The following is a 23,149-nucleotide window of genomic DNA, read 5'->3' as shown; positions in this document are numbered from 1 at the left end:
ATTTTAAATGTGCACAATCAGAGGAACTCATCATATAAACCTTTAACATGAAGAAGTTGTTTAAAAGTGACCTGTAGCAGTTTATGAACTGTTAGAGGTCACTTTTTTGATTTATCCGATGACTACCAGCTCTAATTCTCCCATCTTCTTCAAAGCGGGGGAGTAAAGAGCTGCTACGTACCTGGATAACGATTTCTAAAGCTTCAGAGGGAGTAAAAACTCCCTCTGAAGCAAAGAACTCTGTTTATTTTCGTTTCATATTTCTCATTAGGCATTTAGTATCCTTATCTATTTGTAATGATTCGGTAATTTTTTGTAAAGCTTTGTTATAGGTCATATCATCCAAAGTGTTATTTTTAAGAAATTTTAGTGTTTTCTCTGGAAACCTTATATAACAGATAGATATGGCCCAAGCCACTGACATTTTAACGTAATAGCCTGTATGTTTAATGCCATCCAATAGCTTTAATATTTCATCAATATGATTATCATCTATATAATAGAAAAGAAGCATGACTACTCCAAAACGTATATGATACTCATCAGTATCTGAAAGATAGGGCATCAAGTATTCCCACATTTCCTTTGGATATTGTTTAGGAAGTTTTAATCCACTACAAAAGCTATCGCATACGGACCAATTATCAACTTTATTAACAAAGCTTGTGATGTATGGCAATATATCAGAAAGCTCAGATTTTACATAACCAATGGTCATCCCTTGAAGCATAATCTCTTCAAAACTGTCATCTGATGCATTTTGCAAATAACCTTGCCAATCATCTTTTGCAAGTTTTTTAGCAATTTTTCGAAGTTCAGGTAAACGAACACCTAGGATGTTGTGAATACCAGGTAATAAGCCACTAGAAAATTTTTGATATTTAGGCTGTGCTAATATAGAAAGTTTTTCCTTAATTATATTATTTATTTCCATTTTTATTCTCCTTAGTTTCCTAATTATATTTTATCATAGAGATTCCCTATTATAATCTAAATAATAATATTTTTTTATAAGGCATTATTAATTTAAGTTATTTATGTAATATAATATACGGTTTAATTATCACCAATTTTCTATTCTAGCATATGATGTATTGAAAGTATAAAATAGATTAAATTTTATTACAGTTTTTCAAAAGGAGGAGAATTTATGTCCATTAACTTTAAGAAATTCATACCACGTCCAGGTCTTGTAAATAAGCAAGGACGTTTACCTGATCCTTCAGAGTTAGTTTGTATTGAAGTACCAAAGATTTTTGATCAATGCTTAATTAAAAGATGCCTTGTATATGGTGAAGGTCCTGACACGAATACAACAGATTGTGAATTAAGAAGCGATCCACTTATTGATCCTAAGAGATATATTGGAAGTAGAGACTTCAATGTAACACTTATATCTGTAGATAAGATACCAGTTAAAGGTAAGCGGGGATTCAAAAAAATAGTTCTTAATTATATGATTTCTTTCTATGCTGATTATATTGATTGCAATGGTATTACTAAAAGTGAATTATATGAAATTAACAGAACTGATGTAATTGGGAAGTTCTACTGTCCTGATTCAATAGCTCAAATTTCAGCTAGTTTTGTACCTGTTCAACAAGCACAAGATTTAGATTCCAATATTATAAAACTTGAAATGGTTGCTGAAGCTCTTGATGGTGAGTTACTACAAGATCCAAATGGAGATGATGTTCTAGATATTACTTTGGGTTATTACATTGTTGTAAAATGTGAGCTTATTGTACAATTACTCATACCGGCTTATGACTACTGTCCAGTTCCAAAAGAATTATGTGAAGAAGAGCCTGAAGATCCATGTGAAAGATTTGATAGAGCTCCAGTTCCTAAGTTCTATCCAGAGCAAAACTTAGACCCATTATTCCCAGACTGTGACGATAATGATGAAGAGTACGATTAGTAAAAATTATAGAGTTTATTATAATAAAAAGAATACTTAAGGTTTTTACAGGTAAATGAGGAATGTAACTTAACTAAAATCAGTAGTTATGAAAGGTAATGATAGTTTTAAGTGTATTGCTATATTTTTTAATAAATTTCTATCTATCATCACCTTTTTCCTAATAAACTCATATATTATAATAAAAACACTTAATAAATAGGATAATACACTAAATTACTCATACAATTGATTTTATTAAAATTTATTTAATTAAAAGGAGGATTCTATTTATGAATTCAATGTCAAAAGATTGTTATGATCCTTGCAAGCATGACCCTTGCAAGCATGACCCTTGCAAAAAGGAGATTAAAAAGGACAAACATTGCGCAACTATTATAAAATGTGGTACTCCTAGCGCAACCACAATCCCTGTAGCTACTGTAGCAGGCACAACATTTACTGTTAGCTCTGTTACTTTAGATAATTCTTGCTTGTGTAACCCAACAACTAAGTTAGAATTCGCAAGTAATCTTGTTGCTCCAGTTGCTTTTACAGGAACACTAAACTTTCAAGTATTTAAACTTTGTAAAGGTCAGATTACGCCAGTTCCTGTTGGACCTTCATGGACATTTGATTTAGTAGCACTACTTTCATCACAAACATTCTCATTCTTCGTTTGTGACTGTGATTCTTGCTTTGATGACTGCTGTACCTATACTGTAGTTGCAACGGTTACTAGTGTAGTTACTGTTGGTACTCTTAATATTAACAACGCAACACTTGGAGCAATATCAACATGTGGTAGAAATAATTGTTGCTAAAGATTAGTCATATATAAATCGATTAGTTTAGATAATTTTGATATATAAATAATTAAATTACTGATATTAATATTAACAAAGTCTCGGAGTGTGAATTTTCCATGCCGGGATTTTGTTATGTTTATATATAGGTTAGCGAATAATTGATATATTTCATTATTAGAAATAATTATATTCTTTATATTTTCATGAGCAATCACGAAACTTTAACCTTTTGAATATAATATATAATAAGCAAGAGCTTTATGACTTTAGACTTCATCATAGGTATTTCTTACTTTAATGATAAGTCATATATTTATTTGAATTGTGATTAGAAAAGGAGGTTTATATGATTTATTTGGATAATGCAGCTACGTCCTTTCCAAAACCACCAGTAGTTTATGAAGAAATGCTAAATTGCATGAAAAATTACTGTGCTAATCCAGGACGAGGCTCTCATGATATGTCAGTGAAATCAGCTTTGAAAATCATGGAAACAAGGGTAGGTATATGTGAATTATTTAATATACCTAGTCCTTTAAATTTGATTTTTACAAGTAATGCTACAGAAGCCCTAAATATATCAATTAAAGGAGCTTTAAAAAGAGGGGATCATGTTATTAGTACAGTAATTGAACACAATTCTGTTTTAAGGCCACTTCATTCATTAAATGAAGGTGGAGTTGAAATCACTCTGGTGGGTGTAGATAAAGCAGGTTATGTAAATTTTAAGGATATTAAAAAGGAGATCAAGGGAAGCACTAAAATGATCATTATCAATCATGCTTCTAATGTACTAGGTACTATTCAGGATATCGAAAGTATCGGAAGGCTTTCAAAGGAAAATGGGATTATATTTATGGTAGATGCATCTCAAAGTGCGGGAGTGATTCCCATTGATGTAGAAAATAATCATATTGACCTATTAGCTTTTCCGGGACATAAAGGATTATTGGGGCCTCAAGGAACAGGGGGATTATTTATAAGAGATGGTATTAAACTAAGGAATTTTAAGGAAGGTGGAACAGGAAGTAACTCACACTTTATGGTCCAACCAGACTTTATCCCGGATCAATTTGAAAGTGGAACACTAAATACACCAGGCATTGCTGGGTTATGTGAAGGTATAAAATTTATTAAGAGAATTGGAATAGATAATATACGAAAATGTGAAGAAGAATTAACAGGGTATTTATTAGAAGAGATAAAAAAACTTTCTTATGTAAAAATCTATGGAAGTGATTCTAAAAAACAAAGAAGTGCAGTAATTTCTTTAAATATAGATGGAATTGACGCTTCGATTGTCGGTGAACAATTAAATGAAAACGGAATTGCTTTACGGACAGGCTACCATTGTGCACCTTTAATACATGGCGTAATTGGTACAGAGTATGCTGGTACGGTGAGAGTGAGTCCGGGATATTTTAATACTTTTGAGGATATAGAAAAATTAGTAGAAGCAATTAAGATGATTTATAAATTTAAATAATGTGAAATGGAAGATACAGTACATATATAATTATATATGTAATAAAAAACATTAGGATGTGAAAGTTATGAATGCTTGTAATAATTCAAACTCTCTTTATCAAATAGACAATCCTTCTGATTGTGAAAGATACACGATGCTTGAATATATACTAAAGATGCAGAATAGATTAGATGATCTAAATAATATAATTGATTTAATGAGTCCACCTAAAGATATAACAAACATTTGTCCAACAGGGTATGCTAAAGATATTAAGGTAGCGATAATTGGTGCGGGAGAGGCAGGGCTAGCTGCAGCCTTTGAACTCAGAAAGATAGGATGCAACATTACTTTATTTGAAGCAAGTCAGAGAATTGGGGGTAGGGTATACACATATTATTTTGATAGAAATAAAAGATATTATGGTGAATTAGGACCAATGAGTATACCAGTATCTCATGAGACTACCTGGCATTATATCAATCTTTTTAAGCTTAACACAAGCCCATTTGTAAATAATAACACTAATGCTCTGTTTTATGTAAGAGGTGAAAAGGCTGTGAACGATCCTAAAGGGAAATATATATCAAGGAATATATATCCTAGATTTCACTTAACAGACAGTGATAGAAGCAAAGTTCGTTCGCAACTTTATAGAAAGTTTTATCAAAAATATCTAGATTCTCTTACATCAGAAGCAAGAAAGGAGTTAGTTGAAACTAAACCCGAATACTTAAAGAGTATAGAGGACATAGATAAACTAAGTTATAGAAGAGCCTATGAAAATGCAGAGTTTAGTGAAGATGCGATATCAATGTTAGGCTATTTAGATGGTAGTCAGCAGTTTTTTAAGCTAAGTCTCACTGAAATCCTACAGCAATATTATACTGCTGATTCTGAGTGCACTTACCGTATTAACGATGGCATGATTAACTTACCGCTTTCGATATATGGAGCACTTTGTGATAATATAGAAATAGAAGATGTATATAAAGGTATAGCTAAAGATAAATTAGGTCATGTAGATATAAAAATGGGCTCTCCAGTTGATGGCATATATAGTTCATCTTCAGGTGATAAAATTCTTCTTAAATATACAGAGTGTGGAACAAGTAAAGAGAATTTAGAGGAATATGATTATGTTATATGTGCCGTGCCTTTTCCAAGCTTGAGGAGAGTTGAGATTAATCCTCTTTTTACGGTGACAAAGATGCAGGCAATAAATGAAATGAACTATGAAACAGCGCAAAAGGTATATTTATATATTAAGGAAAGGTTTTGGGAGATGGGGAATGCATCCAAAAAAATAGTAGGCGGAAGATCTTTTACTGACCTCCCACTAACTTCAGTTTACTATCCATCAGATCATGCGAAACCAGTATCGAATAAATATGGGAAATGGACGCTAAAGCCTGATGCAAGTCCAGAAGAACCAGGTGCATTGCTTGCTAGTTACAGCTGGTGTCATGAAGCGGTGAGATTAGGCAATGAAAACCCTGAGTTGCAAGTCAACGACGTTATAAGATATCTAGAAAAAATGCATGAACTTCCTCCTCATTATATTAATGAGAATTTTATTGACTATAAGTCATTAATTTGGTCTGATGTACAGTATATATGGGGAGCAGGAGCACTATCTAAGCCCCAGGAAAAAACACTGTTTTCCTATGCTGTAACTATTCCAGAAATGGGGAATAGAGTATTTTTTGCAGGAGAGCATATATCACAAAAACATGCATCACAACAAGGAGCCTTACAGAGTGGAATGATTTCAGCAAATGAAGTAGCAAAGCAAATAATAGCTAGTAAAGAGTAGACGGAAGTTTAAAGGTATAAATGCAATGGCCTACATCAACTAGATGTAGGTCATTTTGTAATTCTATGCCCAAGAGGTTTTGATTTCCAATGTTAGATGGAATAGAGGGAATATTTGCTATCATGGCTATCTTCTTCCACAATAAAACCGCTTGCAATAAAAAAGTTAAGGACAATAACTAAATGTCCTTAACTTTAAATTAGCTAAACCAAATTATTTTCATATATGCCTAACTTTTAGCAACAGTTATTTCTACCGCATGTTGATATTGCTCCAAGTGTTGCATTGTTGATATTAAGAGTACCAACAGTAACTGCACTAGTAACAGTTGCAACTACAGTATAGGTACAGCAATCATCAAAGCAAGAATCACAATCACAAACAAAGAATGAGAATGTTTCTGATGCAAGTAGTGCAACTAAATCAAATGTCCATGCAGGACCAACAGGAACAGGGGTAAATTGACTTCTACATAGTTTAAATACTTGAAAGTTTATAGTTCCTGTAAAAGCAACTGGAGCAACAAGATTACTTGCAAATTCTAGCTTAGTTGTTGGGTTACATAAGCAAGAATTATCTAAAGTAACAGAACTAACGGTAAAAGTTGTACCTGCTACAGTAGCTGCAGGTACTGTAGTAGAACTAGGGGTACCACATTTTATAATAGTTGGACAATGTTTGTCCTCTTTAATTTCTTTTCTGCAAGGATCATAATAACCTTTTGACATTGAATTCATAGATAGAATCCTCCCTCTAATTATATAAATTTTAATAAAATCAATTGTATGAATAATTAAGGTATGCAATTATTTGTTAAGTGTTTTATTATATTATATGATTTTTGTAGAAGAAAGGTGATGATAGATAAGCATTTATAAAAAAATATAATAATATATTTAAAAATATTATCACCTTTCACAATTACTAATTTTACCGAAGGTACATTATTCATATAGATATAGAACCCTTAATTATTCTTCAGTTATAGCAAGTCCGATAATACAGTTTCATTATCGTCACAGTCACAGTCTGGGAATAATGGGTCTAGGTTTTGATCAGGATAGAACTTAGGAATTGGGGCTCTATCAAATCTCTCACATGGATCTTCGTCAGGTTCTTCTTCACATGGTTCTTTTGGAACTGGACAGTAGTCATAAGCTGGGATAAGTAGTTGTACAATAAGCTCACATTTTACAACAATGTAGTAACCTAAAGTAATATCTAGAACATCATCCCCATTTAGATCTTGTAGTAATTCACCGTCTAGAGCTTCAGCAACCATTTCAAGTTTTATAATGTTAGAATCTAAATCTTCAGCCTGTTGAACAGGTACAAAACTAGCTGAAATTTGAGCTATGGAATCAGGACAGTAGAACTTTCCAATTACATCTGTCCTATTAATTTCATATAATTCACTTTTGTTTACGCCATCGCAATCAATATAATCAGCATAGAAAGAAATCACATAATTAAGAACTACTTTTTTAAAACCAGGTTTTCCTTTGAGCGGAAGCTTATCTACGGAAAGTAGCTCTACATTGAAGTCTCTACTACCAATATATCTCTTAGGATCAATGAGCGGATCGCTTCTTAATTGACTATCTGTTGTATTTGTGTCTGGACCTTCGCCGTATACGAGACATCTTTTAATTAGGCATTGATCAAAAATCTTAGGTACTTCAATGCAAACTAATTCTGAAGGATCAGGTAAACGTCCTTGTTTATTTACAAGACCAGGACGTGGCACAAATTTCTTGAAGTTAATGGACATAAATTCTCCTCCTCTTGAAAAATTATGATAAATATAAATATATTTAATACTTACAATACATCATATGTCAGAATATTAAAGTGGTGATATTAAAAAGTCAGGTTAATATAATTTTTTGTTATATAGAAGTGCATAATAAGTTTTTATTTAAATATAATTTTATAAAGGGGGAGTGAGTATGAATGGTGTATATCCTTGGATATATGGTGACTATAAAGATAACATATGGAAGTTTTCACGAAACGACAATAAAGAGTTATGTTATAGAATTATGTACAGAGAAGGAAAATGGACTAAAGAAACTCTAATTGATGTAGAGGTGCTAGGATTCGATGTTTATGTTAGTGTAGATGAGACAATACATGTGGTATACAGTAATACTAAAGGGGAACTGAGATACTGTACTATGAAAGATACGCAATGGTTGGGAAAGCTACTATATCAAGTGGAAAGTGAAGAATTTGAAATACAAAACTTAAAAGTAGAAATTATCGGAGATGAGATGCACATCTTTTATTTACTAGTAGGTAATGATGGTAGTGACCATGGAGTGTTAATGCATTGTATATGGAATGGAAAAGAAACTAAAATTACCACAATACAGGATATTATATTGATACCTAATTTAAAAGAATATTATTCAGTACATGTAAATAAAAAGGGTAATATTTATGCATTTTTTATTTCAGATGAAGGTGATGAGATATCTTTAAACTATTGTAACTTTGAAAATCACAGATGGTCGATTGCAAGAAGACTTTATGGCATTCAAGGAGAGGATATAGGGTTTGAAGTGTTAATGGATCAACAGGAAATTCATATACTAAATAAATCTAGAGAAGACTCTATTTATTTTCTTGATCATGTTTCTATAGATATTATCGGAAGTATAAAAGAATTCAGAGTTCATGAAAGTAGAAAAGAATTGAAAGAACCTATATTATTTACTAAAAGTAATAAATTGTACGTTTGTTGGCTAGAACAAGGGAAGATTTCCTATTCAGCCTTTGATGGTAAAAAATGGAGTAGCGTAGTTTATTTTGATAGAGGTAATGAGCTTACAGTAGAAAGATATAATTGTTTTATTGGTATAGATAAGGATAGTGCTACTAAAGTAAAAAAAATTTATGGAACTAGTGGATTGGATTTGTATTTGTTTAATCCAAGTGAAATTATAACAAGTATGAAAGATTCATTAAAAAAAGAAGGAAATCAAGTTAAAGGAGCAACACTTCAGGAAAGAGAATCAATTGAAAGTTTAAAACTTGAATTATCTAGTGTAAATTTAGAAAAGAAAAATTTAGAAAAGAAAATTATAGCATTAAATTTACAATTACAAAAAAATCAAAGATTTATAGATGAATATGAGGAACAAATTGCTAGAATATTAGAACAAAAGCGGAAGTCAGATGAGAACTGTAATATATTCTTGAAATTGCAGAAGAACATTCAAAAAGAGTTAGAGGGAACAAAAAAAAAGTTTTTGGAAGAAGAACTCCTTACAACAAGTATTCAAAAAGAGTTAGAATATACAAAACAACAATTGCTAGAAGAAAGGAAGATTAAAGTAGCGGTAGAAAGTAAATTGAAAGAATGCCAAGAAGAAAATGTAATAATTAAACAGCAAGGTGAGATCATAAATGAAGAAAAAAGGAGATTGAGTGAAGAACTTGAATTAGAAAAGAATCAATCCATTATGGAACGATTACTAAGAAGAAGGACAAATGGAGTATAAAGTCACTTCTACAGCTTTAAAGCATACAATAAAGTAAGGAGCCTGTATAAATTAAGGCGTCACAAAATAGAGGTGATAATATGAAAATAGAAGATTACGATTATATCATGGTCTTTACTTCTCATCACAGGGCGCTATATATTTACGAGCGTTTAGTTAGAAAAAATATAGCGGTAAAACTTGTTACTGCTCCTAATAAAATTAATATTAGTTGTACTCAAGCAGTGAAATTTAAAGAAATAGATATGGAAGCTATACAAAAAGAATTACAAAGAAATAATATTTACCCAACTAGTATGTATAAGATTGTTAAAGAAGGAAAAAGCCAAACTTATGAATTAGTTGAATAATATTTGCTTGGTTAGTTTTTTTATATTTATATTGCATAATAAGCAAGCATAAAGCATATTTTTTAGTATAAGAGTGAACTCGGAAACTAACTTCAAATAGAATCAAAAATAGTTTTTATATAGTTTTAGTACCGATCACTCTTTAAGTTATTATTTGGATTAATTTATAATTAAAATCACTTATATAGGCTGAAAAGTGAAAATTGAATATTAAGATAAATTATATAATAGACCTAGAATAATGATATAAAGATTTACTGATGGCACAATATGATTTATTAGTAAAGGAGGAGGTGAAGGCGAGTCTATGTTTAATAAAAGAGAGAAAATCATCTATTATATATCGCATTTAGGAACAGGAAAGGTATCTATAATTGATGGGGATAGTTATAGTATTATAAAAGAGATTGATGTTGGTCCAAGGCCTCTAAGTATTATTGTTGATGAAAAAAGCAATGTGTATATAGCTAGTGATAGAAATAGTAAAGTTACACTTATTGAGGATTTATATGATTCAAATAGAACATGGAATATTACTAACAATGGTAATATAAAAGTAGATTTCATAGCTCAGAAAATCTATGTCTGTGATACTGAGGAAGTATGTATTTATAGCTTAAGATCTGGTGAAAAGCTTGGTTGCATAAAAGGGTTTATGGCTGCAGATAGTTTAGAACTTGACAAGGAGAAGAAGAAATTATTTGTACTGGACATTTTTCAGAATGAAATAAATGTTTATGATACATCAGACTTCCAATTGATAAAAGTGTACAAAGATGTTGGGACTGCGCCTAGCTGTATTCTTATTGGAGAAGATGAAAAATATATTTATATATGTAATAAAGGAATTAATAAAGGAAATTATATGGGCAATGTCTCTATATTGAATCTTGAAAATGGGGATATTTCATATATAGATTTCCCAAAAGGGTCTGATATTACATCTTTAGATCAGGCCGGGATTCTTTTATATGTAGCAAATAGTGGGTTGCATAGAATTGAAGTTATAGATATCTTAAAAAGAGAAAGTATAGCAACAATAAAAACTACTCTACCAGAATTACAAAGAATTAAATTATCTCCTGATAAAAAAACATTACTTGTAACTAGTATAAGTAATGATGGGAAAGGGGTATTTGAAAGGATTGATATTTCTAATAATGTTATTTTAGATACTCTTACTTTTGTACAGAATAATAGTATTCCATACGATATAGGTGTGGTTACTCAGAATAAATTTCAAGTAGATGAAGAATCTTTTATTTTCGCAGAGTGTGAAGATGAAGAAAAACAAGAAAATGTAACCACTATATTAGCAAAAAAAGTTATATCTACCTATCAAGAAAAAATAATCTTTCCACAGGTATTAAATGAAGTATCTTCAAAAGGTGAAAAAATTATAAGTGTGGAAGAAATTGTATTTAAAAAGTGTGAAATTGTAAAAGAAACAAAGAATAGAGAAATTATAGATAGTCGAAAAAAATACTCAATACTACAATATGATTTTTATATTCCCTATTACATAGAATGCAAAGATGAACGGGAACAAAAATATATAGTTGAAGGAAAAATTAAGGGAACACAAAAAGCGACATTATATATACCCGCATATGCAGAACAAGAGGGAGTAGAATTTGTAATCAATTCTTTTGCTAAATTAACAGGCACTCCAGTAATTATAAACAACAGTTTGAAGTTTGATGTTAGTGTTTTGATTTCAACAAAGGTAATTGTAGAAGAAATAGTATTTATTCCATTTTGTAGAGACTGTGAAGGTTGTAGAGGAGAGAAGAAAGATGACTAACGAAAAATATGATTGTTTTTTGGTTAAGCAGAAAGATGGAAGATTACTAAAGTTTTGTTATGATAGTAACCAAGGCATATATTATCAAATACTTATGAATCATGAGTGGTCAGAGAAGATAAGCATTTATAAAGATAGTTTTGAATATTTTTATGTTTTGGAGGAGTGGAATGGGAAGATTCATGTTTTCTGTCAGGATATTTGTGGCGATCTTATTTTATCTACATTGGAAGGAAAAGAATGGACGCATAAAACTCTCCTCCATATGAAGTATGATGTAATTACACCTATACGGATTAGAGCTTTTTTTTGCTCCAAGGATATTCATTTACTATATAACGTAGTAGATAAACATACTTATTCAGAAATATTAGTTCATCAATTTGCTGAAAATGGAACGTTATGGACTCAACCGCAAATAATTGCTAATTTAGAATGTTACTCTAAGTTTCCGTATGGTACTTGCCAAGCGTGTGAATCTAATATAATCTTATTAAACACTATGGTAGCTGGAGTATATCAATTAATTTCTAGAAATTTCCACGTTGTAGAAGGGCGATGGGGAAAGGAAGAAGTTATACACATGTCTCTCTTACCATACATAGATTTTACTTTTTGTGTAGAAAAAAATATAAAGCACTATCTGTTTATTACTCAAGATGATCATGTTAATAGAGTGATTTACCAGTATAAGGAAGCAGGGCTGCAAAAAAATACTATACTGTTTCAACATGTAAATATTAATTCTTGCACATTAATATTATATAATAGGGTGTTATGGGCTTTGTGGATTTGCGATAACAAGCTTTATGGATGTTTTTCTGCAGACTGTGGACAAAATTTTAGCAATCCTCAAGTGTACAGGCATTTTGATAAGATATTGCCTAAGAAAGTATTTTATCAAGAAAATATAGAAGATAAACAAAACAATTATTTTATTAATGAGATATATGTAGTGAATGTTAATGGACAGGAACAAATGTTTTTGCCGGAATTTTTAGAAAATTCAATAGATACTGAAGTAGAGAATAATAAAAACCTAGAGCATAAGGTTGAAAATTCTACATTTAAAAAGGAGGAGTTAAAAAATTATTTTTCAAAAGTTAAAATACTTAAAAGAGAAAAAGAAGAATTAGAATTAAAGCTTAAAGAGACTTATGAAGAATTAAGAACATTGAAAGAGGATATGCAGTATGAAAAAAATCAAATATCAAATTTGAAATATAAATTTTACAATGAAAAAGAGAAAATTAATATATATATGTATGATAATGATGTATTAAAAAAGAAAAATAGTTGTTTAGAGCAGATGCTGTTACAAAAGGATAAAGAAAAAATATTAATGGAAAAGAAATTAGATGAAAAAGAAAAAGAAAATGAAGATTTAAAACAACAAATGAATGTTAAGAGTGTCGAGAATTTATCTAATCTAAAAGAAGCTAAAACAAAAAATGAAAATAAAATTCCTAAACATGTGAGATTTTCTTTGATTAAATGGTTACTAGATGATGAAATTTAAAAGCATTCCTAATAAAATGTCATTGACAAAAGGGTGCCTTTTATTATGTAGGTTTTGTATAAAATATTTAATTATTATAATAATAGAAAATGACGGATTTATTTAATAGATTAGTAAAATCCAAATTAGTGAACCCTATTATGAATACTGGACTTTAAATCATAAATATGTTATTGTAGATAAAATATTATAATGGAAACTTCTTCTTATTTTTATTTGAAGAAGTAAATCTACTAACAAAAGTGTAGAGTTGAAGTGTCATTTAAGGAGGGCTTTATATGGGAAAGATTGCAGCATTTTTTGATATAGATGGAACTATCTATAGAGAAGGTTTAATAACAGAAGTTTTTAAGAAAATAATAAAATATGAGTTAGTTGAAGAAGATAAATGGTATAATGAAGTTAGGCCAGCTTTTTCCAAGTGGGATATTAGACAAGGGGATTATGATACCTATTTACTTAAAATGATTGACGTTTATATTGAGGCAACTAAGGGTTTGAGTAAAGAACATATAGAACATATAGCTAGAAATGTGATTAATCAGAAAGGTGATAGGGTATATACATTTTCTAGGGATAAAATTAAATGGCATAAGGAACAAGGTCATGTTGTAATTGCTATTTCTGGATCTCCCATAGAGCTTGTAAGAGAGATGGCAGGGAAATATGAAATGGACGATTTTAGGGGTACCATTTATAAAGCCGATGACCACGGAAAATATACTGGTGAAATTATACCAATGTGGGATTCTGTAAGTAAAGAAAATGCTTTAATGGAGTTAAAAGAAAAATATGATATAGATTTAAGTAAAAGTTATGCTTATGGAGATACTTCTGGGGATTTAACTATGTTTAAATCTGTAGGAAATCCATATGCTATAAATCCAACTAAAGAGCTTATTTCAAAGATAATAGAAAATGAAGAAGTAAAGAAAAAAATCAATGTTATAGTGGAACGAAAAGATGTCATTTATAAATTAGATATTAATAATTTAGAATTAATCTAAGTAAAATAAAGTTTTATATTTTAAGGGATAGCTTAAGTGGCGTTACAATAGAAGTCTTGTAACGCCACTTTTAAACATAGTACTTTCTTACAAAAGGGGGATTTGTATGATTAGATTTGAGATAATTACAAGAGATAGATTGGGAATTACAGTAGAGATATTAGAGAAAATTTACAATAGGAAAATTAACTTGATTTCTATGGAAGTGTTTTTTCAAAAGGTATGTGTAAAGGTTGAGGACATGGAAGATGGGTTAAAGAAGGAACTAATGAAAGAGATTTGTAATATTAAAGATATTATTTCAGTTAAAGAAATGGATTTATTATATTATGAACAGAAAGAAAAAAAGTTAAAAGCCATAATAGATTCAATAGAGGATAGGGAATTCAAGAACATAATTGGTACAAGCAAGGCAATAGAGCAAGTTAAAAATATGACTTTGACTATTGGAAAGAGTAACTCAACGGTGTTATTAAGAGGTGAAAGTGGTACGGGTAAGGAAGTCTTTGCAAAGGCAATACATGACATAAGCCCTAGGTGTAATAAGAATTTTATTGCTATTAACTGTGCAGCATTACCAGAAACCTTATTAGAGAGTGAGTTGTTTGGATATGAGCCAGGAAGCTTTACAGGTGCAACGATAGGGGGAAAAGATGGTATTATTAAAGAAGCTAGTGGAGGAACTTTATTTTTAGATGAAATAGGAGAAATGCCTATGTTTATTCAAGCAAAGTTATTAAGAGTGATACAAGAAGGGAAAATTAGAAAAATTGGTAGTAATAAAGAAGAATCCATAGATGTAAGAATCATAGCTGCAACTAACAAGAATCTTGAGAACATGATTAAGGATAAAACTTTTAGAGAAGATTTATATTATAGATTAAATGTAGTTCCTATGTATATTCCAACATTAAAGGAACGATTAGAGGACATTCCGATGTTTGTACAGTTCTTTATAGAGAAGTTAAATTATAAATTAAATAAAAATATAAAGGGCGCTGATGTTGATTTCATTAGCGAGTTAATGAAATATCATTGGCCTGGAAATGTTAGAGAGTTACAAAACGTTATAGAAAGAGCAATGAATTTATGCAAAGGTGACATATTAACTGCAGAGGATATTTTTATTAATTTTAAGAATGATATTTATAGCTATGGACCTAAAGAGATTATAGATAAAAAATCTGATGAATATTTGCAGCTACCATTAAAAGATATAATGGAGAAATGTGAAAAAGAAATTATTAAAAAAACTATAGATAATTATAAGAGTTATAGAAAAGCTGCAAGTGTACTTAAAGTTTCTCATACTACAATAATGAATAAAATTAATAAGTACCATATAAAAATGTAGGTGTTTTTGTATTAAAGTATGTAAAAATTAATTTACAGATGTAAAAAAACATTTACAAAAAATTCTGATAAGTAAAGATATATTTACACTAAATTAGTATAAATATTAAGAGTTGCATATTATAAAAATAAATGAGATTCTCCTTTCCTTGTTATTAAAGCTTTGTCTAAAACTATATTCACCTAGATCTAAGTATCACTTAAATTATCCTTAATTTGGCACTAGAATTGCTATATATTATTGTAAAAATAATTTATATTGGGAGGTCAAATTAATGGGGAATAATTTAAAAACAATGGGCTTTGCTACTAGAGCAATTCATGGTGGACACGTTAAGGATCAATTTGGTGCTTTAGCTACTCCTATTCATCAAACAGCAACCTTTACTTTCGAATCTGCAGAGCAAGGTGGTAGACGATTTGCTCTTGAAGAAGGTGGATATATATATTCAAGACTTGGAAATCCAACAAATACTCAATTGGAAGATAAGTTAGCAATGCTAGAAGGTGCAGAGGCGGCAATTTCTACAGCGTCTGGCATTGGAGCTGTTGCATCAGCATTTTGGACAGTGTTAAAAGCTGGAGACCATGTGGTAGCAGCAAAAACTCTTTATGGATGTACCTATGCTTATTTGAATCATGGAATAAGCAGATATGGGGTTGAGGTAACTTTTGTAGATACCACCAATCTTGAAGAAGTAAGACAGGCTATGCGAGAAAATACTAAGGTAGTTTATTTAGAAACACCAGCAAATCCAAACCTTGAAGTTGCAGATATAGAAGCTATAAGTGAGATAGCTCACCAAAATAAGGATTGTATAGTAATGGTTGATAATACTTTCTGTACTCCATATATTCAAAGACCATTAGAATTTGGAGCTGATGTAGTAATTCATTCAGGAACAAAATTCTTAAATGGTCATGGAGATGTAATTTCTGGTTTTGTAGTTGGAAGTGGAGAATTTATAAAAAATGTTAGATTATTTGGTGTAAAGGATATGACAGGAGCTAGCTTGAGTCCTTTTGATGCATTTTTAATCATTAGAGGTATGAAAACTCTAGAAATAAGAATGGAAAAACATTGTGAAAATGCTATGAAAGTAGCTAAATTTTTAGAAGGACATAATGCAGTGGAAAAAGTATATTATCCAGGTTTAGAAAGCTTCCCACAATATGAATTAGCTAAAAAGCAAATGTCTTTACCAGGAGCTGTAATAGCTTTTGAGGTAAAAGGTGGAATCGAAGAAGGTAAGAAAGTTATAAACAGTACAGAGCTTTGTACAATAGCAGTAAGTCTTGGAGATGCTGAAACTTTAATTCAACATCCAGCATCAATGACACATTCACCATACACTAAAGAAGAAAGAGAAATGGCTGGTATTAGTGATGGATTAATAAGAATAGCTGTTGGTCTAGAAAATGTGGAAGACATAATAAATGATTTAGATAATGCATTAAAGTGTATACTATAATATAGTATAGTATAGAACTAATAAAGACTCCTAAATTAACGTTTGGGAGTCTTTAATTATATAGATTTATGAGACGTCTTTATTATTAATGCAATATTGCAATATATCTAGACTATCACTATCATAAACTTCAAATTCTTTTATTGACCTAATGATTTCTTTTTTGGCATGCTCAATATATCCATGTTTAAAATATAGTTTTCCTAGATTAAGAAGCACAAATTTATTATTTATTAAATTTAGTAAGTGTACAGCTATTTTAAGTTCGTCATATTTATCATTTATAAGCAATATTTCACATATTTCTAGAATAATATCAAGATATTCCCTTTCATTTTCATCTTCGGATAAAAGAGTGGTGGATTCTTTGGTAAATAATTTTAAAAACTGTGAATACACTTCTAATAGTTTTTTATTGTAACCTAATAAGGAATCCTCTTTAAAATTGGATAATAAGGATAACGCCTTATCATAATTATTAGTTAATACACTACTTATAACTTTGTACATTGAAAAATATAAATTTGAAGAATTATCATCAACTATATTGGTCATGTCAATACACTTGGTAAAGGAACCAGACATTACAAGACATTTAGCTTTAAGTAATACCAGCTCTTCAGTAATAGTTTCAGATAGTTCACATTTTTCTACGTATTCCAATGCTATTTCATAGAGTCCTTCATTATAAAACAAATCTGCAATAATATGATTAGATTTTGGAGAACTAGAAATAAGATCTTCTATAATCCTTTTAAAGTTATCCATTGGGGTATTTTTGAATTTTAATATATCTCCAATAAGGTATAAGGGATTAAGGAAATCTGACTTTGATTTAAGTGTTTCAATATAATAATTGTATGCAGCATCATAGTCTTTTAGTGCGAAGTAGGCATTGCCTAACTCATAGTATGCCTTGAAACTTCCTATTCCGTATAAGCATTTTAATTCAGATGGTGCTTCACCTAGCTCAATACATTCTTTAAGAGCTTTTATCTGAAGTGTAGGCATATTCATATCTTTAAAAATAAGAGATTTTAAAAAATATAAGTCAGTAAATTTAGGATAATGCTTAATACCGATGTCTATGAACTTAAAAGCTGTATCATAATTTTTAATTTTATAGTTTAAGAAAATTATCCTAAATATTAGTAAATAACTATATCCGTTGTATGGGTCAAATTTCTCATAGGATTTATAGTAATGTTCTAACGCAGTTTCATTATCGTTTAATGCTGCGTATTCAGTACCGAGGTTAAAGTGAGCAAAGGAATCATTGGGGTCTTTTTTTATTTGATCATTTAAAATAGGTATATTTCTATTTCTTTTATTCTTAGATTCTATTGATTTAGTCATATATCCATAATGATTAATTTGCATTAATTGATAAATTGCTTTATATTTGTTTTCTGAGTATACTAATTGATTATGAATTTCTCCTTCATAGTGAGTTCCATGGTTATTTTTAAATAGTCTAGGATTTAAATTTATAGTTATTGAATTATCATCAACAATATTTCCATAATAATTTAATGTTTCAAAGTAGTAAATCGCATTTTCATCTAATTGTCTGTATAGTAAATCTTTCAAGTTTTCTTGATTCTTAGGGGATAATTCATCATCTGCATCTAATATGAGTATCCAATCTTTGGTAGCATGCTTTAGTGATTCATTTCTAGCTTCACTAAAGTTATTGTGCCAAGGAAAATAGTAAACTTTAGCCCCAAAGCTTTTGGCAATATCTACAGTTTTATCCGTAGACCCTGTATCAACAATAATAATTTCATCCACAATATCTTTAATGCTGTTAAGACAGCTTGGCAAATAGTTTTCTTCATTTTTTACAATCATACACAAGCTTACTTCATTTTTCATAATATATTATCTCCTCTTTTAAATAAAACCTTCATTGTTGAATAAATAAAATATTCTATTAGTTTTACCATATATACTATGTAAAAATTTAATGAACTGTTCTTGTAGTAAACATTACTATTTATATAATAATATTTAGTTCTATTTGTGAGAAATAAAATAGAGTGAAGGAGAAAAAGTATAACTACTATACTTGTATTTAGAAAAGTAATTACAGGATAATAAATTTAAAATCACATTTTGTATATAAGGTCATATAATATATCAGGAGCAAAATCCTAAAAAAATTTGGGGGATGAATTTTATGGCTTTAACAATTGATTTTGATACTCCTCAAACTGGTACACCTCGTTCTGTTGGAGTTACAGGCACTGTTGCTAGAAATAGTCTTGCTTATTTAACAATTAGACTTAATGTTACAAACGCTGTTTCAACAGGAAGAGATAGATCGTTTTATAGAGTAATTGCTTATGATAATACAGCAAATGGAACATCATTAGCTGTTAATACCTCTTATACTTTGTCAATTGTACCAAAATTTATAACAGGTGATACTGTTGACGAATCTACTGGTGTAGTAACTGCATGGTCATATACCATCTAGAACTATTTATAATGGCATGGAGCAATTTATTGCTCCATGCTTTAAACTAATGGATTAAAAAAGAGGTGACAAATTTGTCAAATATAATAATTTATGCTACTAAGAGTCTTACGGTAACCAGTAAATTGATAAACGGAAATATGAATAAACCTACTATAACTGTAGGTAGTGATGGTATACACAACTATATTAGTTACCTATTTTTTGATATTTCTAGTATACCAAGTAATGCATCAATTTCTAGTGCAGAACTTGTATTGTTTAAGACAAATAATTTTTATAATGATTGTAGGAAAATATTTTCAATATACCCCCTATGTGATTATTTCAGCACTTATACAACTTTCAATAATCGACCAGAAGTAGATATCAATATTAAAAAAAATTTTCATCCAATAACTTCAGATGTGGCTATAACAGTGGATTTAACTGATTTTGTTGTATTATGGTTACAGAATAAATTAAGTAATAGAGGTATAGCATTACTTGATAGAAGTAATAGCATTCTTACACAATTTGGTTCTTCAATATGTAAGGATAGATATCTTGTTCCATTTTTGAAAGTGGTTATAAACGACGAGTGTAAATGTTGTAAGGAATGCAATTGTTGTAACAAAGGGGAAGGCACTATAAGACAGGTAAATGTCAAGGGAACTGTTGCAGAGAATTCAAAGTATGTAGCCATAGTAAATATTGGAGTAACAAGAAGTGGTACTGGACATACAGATAATTATTATATAACTGATGAATATAACAATTTATCAAATAGTAGTCCTCTTTATGTAGATAAAATCTATAATATGGCTATAGTACCAAAGGAAAATCCAGGAGATATAGAGACTGTAAGCTTTTATGGTTCATATAAGGAGTAGATTATTAGTTTCTACTATAATTAGTAATCTTTTGTTCAAATTAATATAAAACTGTATGATTACTAATTAACATAAGATATGGTAAAGATAAATGAGATTTTATTGGATAGGTTATCAATAGAATAAGTATCTATTCTTACTATATTTAATAATAATAATGAAGGAGCAATAGTATGGTTGAAAATGTAAGTAGTATGAGAGTTGATTCTGAGAAAAGTAATAGAAAAAATATTGTCTTTTTTGTAAAACAAGGGCTAGATAGTTTTTTAGAAGATATTATTAATGGATTATCTCATGACTATGTGACTAAAAAAATAGTGGTAACAAATTTAAAGCAAATTGATGAAGGGATGAAGTGTGCCGATATATGCTGGTTTGAGTGGTGTGATGAATTAATATCCTATGGAAGTAAACTTAGCATTGCTAAAGAAAAGAATATTATATGTAGAATACACAGCTATGAATCCTTTACTGAATATCCATGTAATGTTTACTGGAAAAATGTTGATAAAATCATATTTGTAGCAGAACATATAAGGAATTTTACTATTGATAATTTCAATATTGATAAAGAAAAAACCATAGTAATTCCTAATGGTATAGATATTCCTAAATGGACTTTTCAAGATAGAAAACCTGGGTTTAATATTGCGTATGTAGGTTATATAAACTATAAGAAAGGACCTATGCTATTGCTTCATACTTTTAAAGCTATATATGATAAAAACAGCCAATACAAATTATATATTGCTGGTAAATTTCAAGATACTAGAGATGTTTTGTATTTTAATCAAATGATAAAAGCATTTGAATTAGAAAATAATGTAGTTTATGAGGGTTGGCAGGATAACCTAGATAAATGGCTAGAAGATAAAAATTATATATTATGTACAAGTATTTTAGAATCACAAAACATTAGTGTTATGCAAGCTATGGCAAAAGGGATAAAACCTATAATCCATAATTTTGTTGGTGCAAAAGAAATATATCCTCAGTGTTTAATTTGGAATACAATAAATGATGCTCTTGAGATGGTAATTGATAGTAAATATGATTCTCAAGAGTATAATTGTTTTGTTAAGAATGATTTTGAGTTGCAGGATCAAATAGAAAAACTAAAGGCATTATTCATAACTCTATCTGAAATAAAAAAAGTTTCAATGATTGAGCAACCATTAGTTACTATAGGAATAACAAATTATAATGGTAATAAATACTTATCAAAATGTGTAGATTCTTTTATAAATCAAACCTATCCTAATATAGAAATTTTACTTATAGATGACTGTTCAACAGACGGCTCTGATGAAATAATTAGAAATTATGAGAAAAAACATAAAAATATACGCGGAATTTATCATAGTCTGAACTCAGGTGGAGCATCAAAAGGAATTCAAGAAATTATTAGTAACGCAAAGGGGAAGTATTTTCAATGGATTGCTTGTGATGATTTTGTAGAAAGGGATGCTATTTACAAATTTGTAGAGTATTTAGAAAAAAATACCAATAAGGACTATGTATTTAGTGACTTTAATATAGTGGATGAAGATAATATAATAGTTCAGCAATGGAACTACCAAGTTCATCCTAAAGATGAGGTCATTGAACGTATTTTTAAATCTGCATCGGGTATTATACCTATGAATTGTCTTCATAGATTGAACTTTTTTAAGGACAACAAAATAAATTGGATAGTTTATAAAAACAATGATTTTTCTGCAGATACATTGAATTGTCTGCAGTTAATAAAATATAATTGGAATTATGGAAAAGTAGATGGTGCAGTAATAAATTATAGAATTCATTCAAATAATTTATCACATAACTTACAAAGGAGAATAGATTCATCTGTTACTATATTCGATTATATAATTAAAAATTTTAAAGAAGAAGTATATGCATCTGAAATTAAATGGAGTCAATTTGAGGATAGGGACCAGCTAAAAAATTATGTAATAGCTCAATTTTATTATAATCAAATTCAAAATCATATAAATATGAAAGCAATACCCCAATATATAAAGTGTAATGTTGCTAAAGAAGAAATAGTAAAATATTGTTTTATTTTTGCAAAGGAAGGGATGAAGTATATTGATGAAGGATTAAAGCATGGAGGAGCTTTTCTAAATGAATTTCTTAATTTAAAAGAGTTATATGATAAATATAAAAAAGAAGTCGAAGATTTAGGAAGTGTTTAGTAAATAGAAATAGCATAAAAAATTCTATAGTTTTTAATTCCACATACTTTTAGGTATAAAAATAGTAATTTTAAGTAATATATACAAAAAAGTATAGATTTCTGCTAAAATAGTATTAGAAATTATTTAATATAATTATATAAGGGGGAATTATAAAATGGAAAAAAAGACGAGGGGATTTTGGACCACATTAGTGTTAGTATTTTACATTCTTGGAGGAATTAGTTCAATAGTAACTGCTATTATAAATAAGTCGTTAGCTGAAATAGTTCCAGAGGCTGCTCTTAGCAGTGGTATGGTAGTATATTCAATCATATCTGGTATAATAATTATCCTTATTTCTATAGGAATTTTCATGTGGAAAAAGGCGGCAGTATATGCTTTGGCAGTATACTATCCTGTTAACTTTTTATTAGGTTTAATTACAATGGATTATAGTATGGCACCAGTAGTGATTGTTTCAATAATTGTTGGTGTAATAGGTATTATAATATCATATCTAATGGTATTCAGCCTACTTAAAAAAATAAAATATAATGAAGAAGTAAAAAATACAATGAATGTATAAAATTAGTGTATAATAAATAAAGAAGATA

19 protein-coding genes are annotated in these 23,149 nt (G+C 29.5%); 15 read left to right on the top strand and 4 right to left on the bottom strand.

Translation table 11 applies throughout. The features are described from left to right. Window positions 1–244: 244 nt before the first annotated feature. Window positions 245–928, bottom strand: a complete 684-nt coding sequence (locus B3Z56_RS16940; RefSeq protein WP_346877190.1) for a DNA alkylation repair protein — start codon at window positions 926–928, stop codon at window positions 245–247. A gap of 222 nt (window positions 929–1,150) precedes the next feature. On the opposite strand from B3Z56_RS16940, the gene B3Z56_RS16935 reads away from it, so the two are divergent. The 4 genes from B3Z56_RS16935 (at window position 1,151) to B3Z56_RS16920 (ending at window position 5,993) form a co-directional block, all read left to right on the top strand. Further along, window positions 1,151–1,921: a hypothetical protein gene (locus tag B3Z56_RS16935; RefSeq protein WP_346846439.1), complete on the top strand. Its 771-nt coding sequence runs from the start codon at window positions 1,151–1,153 to the stop codon at window positions 1,919–1,921. A 272-nt stretch (window positions 1,922–2,193) separates the two neighbouring features. Next, window positions 2,194–2,724, top strand: a complete 531-nt coding sequence (locus B3Z56_RS16930) for a DUF4489 domain-containing protein (protein WP_346877016.1) — start codon at window positions 2,194–2,196, stop codon at window positions 2,722–2,724. 331 nt (window positions 2,725–3,055) lie between these two features. Beyond that, window positions 3,056–4,195: an aminotransferase class V-fold PLP-dependent enzyme gene (locus B3Z56_RS16925; RefSeq protein ID WP_346879235.1), complete on the top strand. Its 1,140-nt coding sequence runs from the start codon at window positions 3,056–3,058 to the stop codon at window positions 4,193–4,195. A 67-nt stretch (window positions 4,196–4,262) separates the two neighbouring features. Next, window positions 4,263–5,993, top strand: coding sequence for an NAD(P)/FAD-dependent oxidoreductase (locus B3Z56_RS16920; protein ID WP_346879234.1), 1,731 nt, complete (start codon window positions 4,263–4,265; stop codon window positions 5,991–5,993). 236 nt (window positions 5,994–6,229) lie between these two features. On the opposite strand, the gene B3Z56_RS16915 is transcribed toward B3Z56_RS16920, so the two are convergent. Continuing rightward, window positions 6,230–6,730 (bottom strand): DUF4489 domain-containing protein, encoded by a 501-nt coding sequence (locus B3Z56_RS16915; RefSeq protein WP_346879233.1) that lies wholly within the window; start codon window positions 6,728–6,730, stop codon window positions 6,230–6,232. 245 nt (window positions 6,731–6,975) lie between these two features. After that, entirely contained in the window at window positions 6,976–7,764 is a 789-nt protein-coding gene (locus tag B3Z56_RS16910) for a hypothetical protein (protein ID WP_346846444.1), read from the bottom strand. A 178-nt stretch (window positions 7,765–7,942) separates the two neighbouring features. On the opposite strand from B3Z56_RS16910, the gene B3Z56_RS16905 reads away from it, so the two are divergent. The 7 genes from B3Z56_RS16905 (at window position 7,943) to megL (ending at window position 17,004) form a co-directional block, all read left to right on the top strand. Continuing rightward, window positions 7,943–9,499 carry a hypothetical protein gene (locus B3Z56_RS16905; protein WP_346879232.1) on the top strand — a complete coding sequence of 519 codons (1,557 nt, stop codon included), beginning with the start codon at window positions 7,943–7,945 and terminating at the stop codon, window positions 9,497–9,499. A gap of 80 nt (window positions 9,500–9,579) precedes the next feature. Then, window positions 9,580–9,849: a DUF3343 domain-containing protein gene (locus B3Z56_RS16900; RefSeq protein ID WP_346846446.1), complete on the top strand. Its 270-nt coding sequence runs from the start codon at window positions 9,580–9,582 to the stop codon at window positions 9,847–9,849. A gap of 307 nt (window positions 9,850–10,156) precedes the next feature. After that, window positions 10,157–11,653, top strand: coding sequence for a hypothetical protein (locus tag B3Z56_RS16895; RefSeq protein WP_346877013.1), 1,497 nt, complete (start codon window positions 10,157–10,159; stop codon window positions 11,651–11,653). Continuing rightward, entirely contained in the window at window positions 11,646–13,172 is a 1,527-nt protein-coding gene (locus B3Z56_RS16890; protein ID WP_346879231.1) for a hypothetical protein, read from the top strand. The genes B3Z56_RS16895 and B3Z56_RS16890 overlap by 8 nt, the downstream gene beginning before the upstream one ends. Before the next feature lie 278 nt (window positions 13,173–13,450). Next, window positions 13,451–14,179, top strand: a complete 729-nt coding sequence (locus B3Z56_RS16885) for an HAD-IB family hydrolase (protein ID WP_346846449.1) — start codon at window positions 13,451–13,453, stop codon at window positions 14,177–14,179. 106 nt (window positions 14,180–14,285) lie between these two features. After that, window positions 14,286–15,533, top strand: coding sequence for a sigma 54-interacting transcriptional regulator (locus B3Z56_RS16880; RefSeq protein ID WP_346846450.1), 1,248 nt, complete (start codon window positions 14,286–14,288; stop codon window positions 15,531–15,533). A gap of 274 nt (window positions 15,534–15,807) precedes the next feature. Beyond that, the gene (gene megL, locus B3Z56_RS16875) at window positions 15,808–17,004 is read left to right on the top strand and encodes a methionine gamma-lyase (RefSeq protein ID WP_346846451.1); all 1,197 of its coding nucleotides are present in this window, start codon (window positions 15,808–15,810) and stop codon (window positions 17,002–17,004) included. A 66-nt stretch (window positions 17,005–17,070) separates the two neighbouring features. Here the strand turns inward: megL and B3Z56_RS16870 are convergent, their stop codons facing one another. Then, window positions 17,071–18,879, bottom strand: coding sequence for a tetratricopeptide repeat-containing glycosyltransferase family 2 protein (locus B3Z56_RS16870; RefSeq protein ID WP_346879230.1), 1,809 nt, complete (start codon window positions 18,877–18,879; stop codon window positions 17,071–17,073). 304 nt (window positions 18,880–19,183) lie between these two features. On the opposite strand from B3Z56_RS16870, the gene B3Z56_RS16865 reads away from it, so the two are divergent. The 4 genes from B3Z56_RS16865 (at window position 19,184) to B3Z56_RS16850 (ending at window position 23,121) form a co-directional block, all read left to right on the top strand. Then, entirely contained in the window at window positions 19,184–19,483 is a 300-nt protein-coding gene (locus B3Z56_RS16865) for a hypothetical protein (protein WP_150844550.1), read from the top strand. Between the two features lie 74 nt (window positions 19,484–19,557). Beyond that, window positions 19,558–20,355: a DNRLRE domain-containing protein gene (locus B3Z56_RS16860; RefSeq protein ID WP_150844549.1), complete on the top strand. Its 798-nt coding sequence runs from the start codon at window positions 19,558–19,560 to the stop codon at window positions 20,353–20,355. A gap of 173 nt (window positions 20,356–20,528) precedes the next feature. Beyond that, entirely contained in the window at window positions 20,529–22,553 is a 2,025-nt protein-coding gene (locus B3Z56_RS16855; protein WP_346846453.1) for a glycosyltransferase, read from the top strand. A gap of 157 nt (window positions 22,554–22,710) precedes the next feature. Further along, window positions 22,711–23,121, top strand: a complete 411-nt coding sequence (locus B3Z56_RS16850; RefSeq protein ID WP_346846454.1) for a hypothetical protein — start codon at window positions 22,711–22,713, stop codon at window positions 23,119–23,121. Window positions 23,122–23,149 lie beyond the last annotated feature (28 nt).

Origin of the sequence: Clostridium sp. UBA7791 (assembly GCF_002480755.1) — a bacterium.
In the GTDB taxonomy this organism is placed as follows: Bacteria; Bacillota; Clostridia; order Clostridiales; family Clostridiaceae; genus Clostridium_J; species Clostridium_J sulfidigenes.
Note: the sequence above shows the minus strand (reverse complement) of the source record. Positions and strands in the feature narration are given on the sequence as shown.

Coding starts and splice junctions, on each gene's coding strand:
- B3Z56_RS16935 (WP_346846439.1), top strand. CDS start 1,151: ATGTCCATTAACTTTAAGAAATTCATACCACGTCCAGGTCTTGTAAAT.
- B3Z56_RS16930 (WP_346877016.1), top strand. CDS start 2,194: ATGAATTCAATGTCAAAAGATTGTTATGATCCTTGCAAGCATGACCCT.
- B3Z56_RS16925 (WP_346879235.1), top strand. CDS start 3,056: ATGATTTATTTGGATAATGCAGCTACGTCCTTTCCAAAACCACCAGTA.
- B3Z56_RS16920 (WP_346879234.1), top strand. CDS start 4,263: ATGAATGCTTGTAATAATTCAAACTCTCTTTATCAAATAGACAATCCT.
- B3Z56_RS16915 (WP_346879233.1), bottom strand. CDS start 6,730: ATGAATTCAATGTCAAAAGGTTATTATGATCCTTGCAGAAAAGAAATT.
- B3Z56_RS16910 (WP_346846444.1), bottom strand. CDS start 7,764: ATGTCCATTAACTTCAAGAAATTTGTGCCACGTCCTGGTCTTGTAAAT.
- B3Z56_RS16905 (WP_346879232.1), top strand. CDS start 7,943: ATGAATGGTGTATATCCTTGGATATATGGTGACTATAAAGATAACATA.
- B3Z56_RS16900 (WP_346846446.1), top strand. CDS start 9,580: ATGAAAATAGAAGATTACGATTATATCATGGTCTTTACTTCTCATCAC.
- B3Z56_RS16895 (WP_346877013.1), top strand. CDS start 10,157: ATGTTTAATAAAAGAGAGAAAATCATCTATTATATATCGCATTTAGGA.
- B3Z56_RS16890 (WP_346879231.1), top strand. CDS start 11,646: ATGACTAACGAAAAATATGATTGTTTTTTGGTTAAGCAGAAAGATGGA.
- B3Z56_RS16885 (WP_346846449.1), top strand. CDS start 13,451: ATGGGAAAGATTGCAGCATTTTTTGATATAGATGGAACTATCTATAGA.
- B3Z56_RS16880 (WP_346846450.1), top strand. CDS start 14,286: ATGATTAGATTTGAGATAATTACAAGAGATAGATTGGGAATTACAGTA.
- megL (WP_346846451.1), top strand. CDS start 15,808: ATGGGGAATAATTTAAAAACAATGGGCTTTGCTACTAGAGCAATTCAT.
- B3Z56_RS16870 (WP_346879230.1), bottom strand. CDS start 18,879: ATGAAAAATGAAGTAAGCTTGTGTATGATTGTAAAAAATGAAGAAAAC.
- B3Z56_RS16865 (WP_150844550.1), top strand. CDS start 19,184: ATGGCTTTAACAATTGATTTTGATACTCCTCAAACTGGTACACCTCGT.
- B3Z56_RS16855 (WP_346846453.1), top strand. CDS start 20,529: ATGGTTGAAAATGTAAGTAGTATGAGAGTTGATTCTGAGAAAAGTAAT.
- B3Z56_RS16850 (WP_346846454.1), top strand. CDS start 22,711: ATGGAAAAAAAGACGAGGGGATTTTGGACCACATTAGTGTTAGTATTT.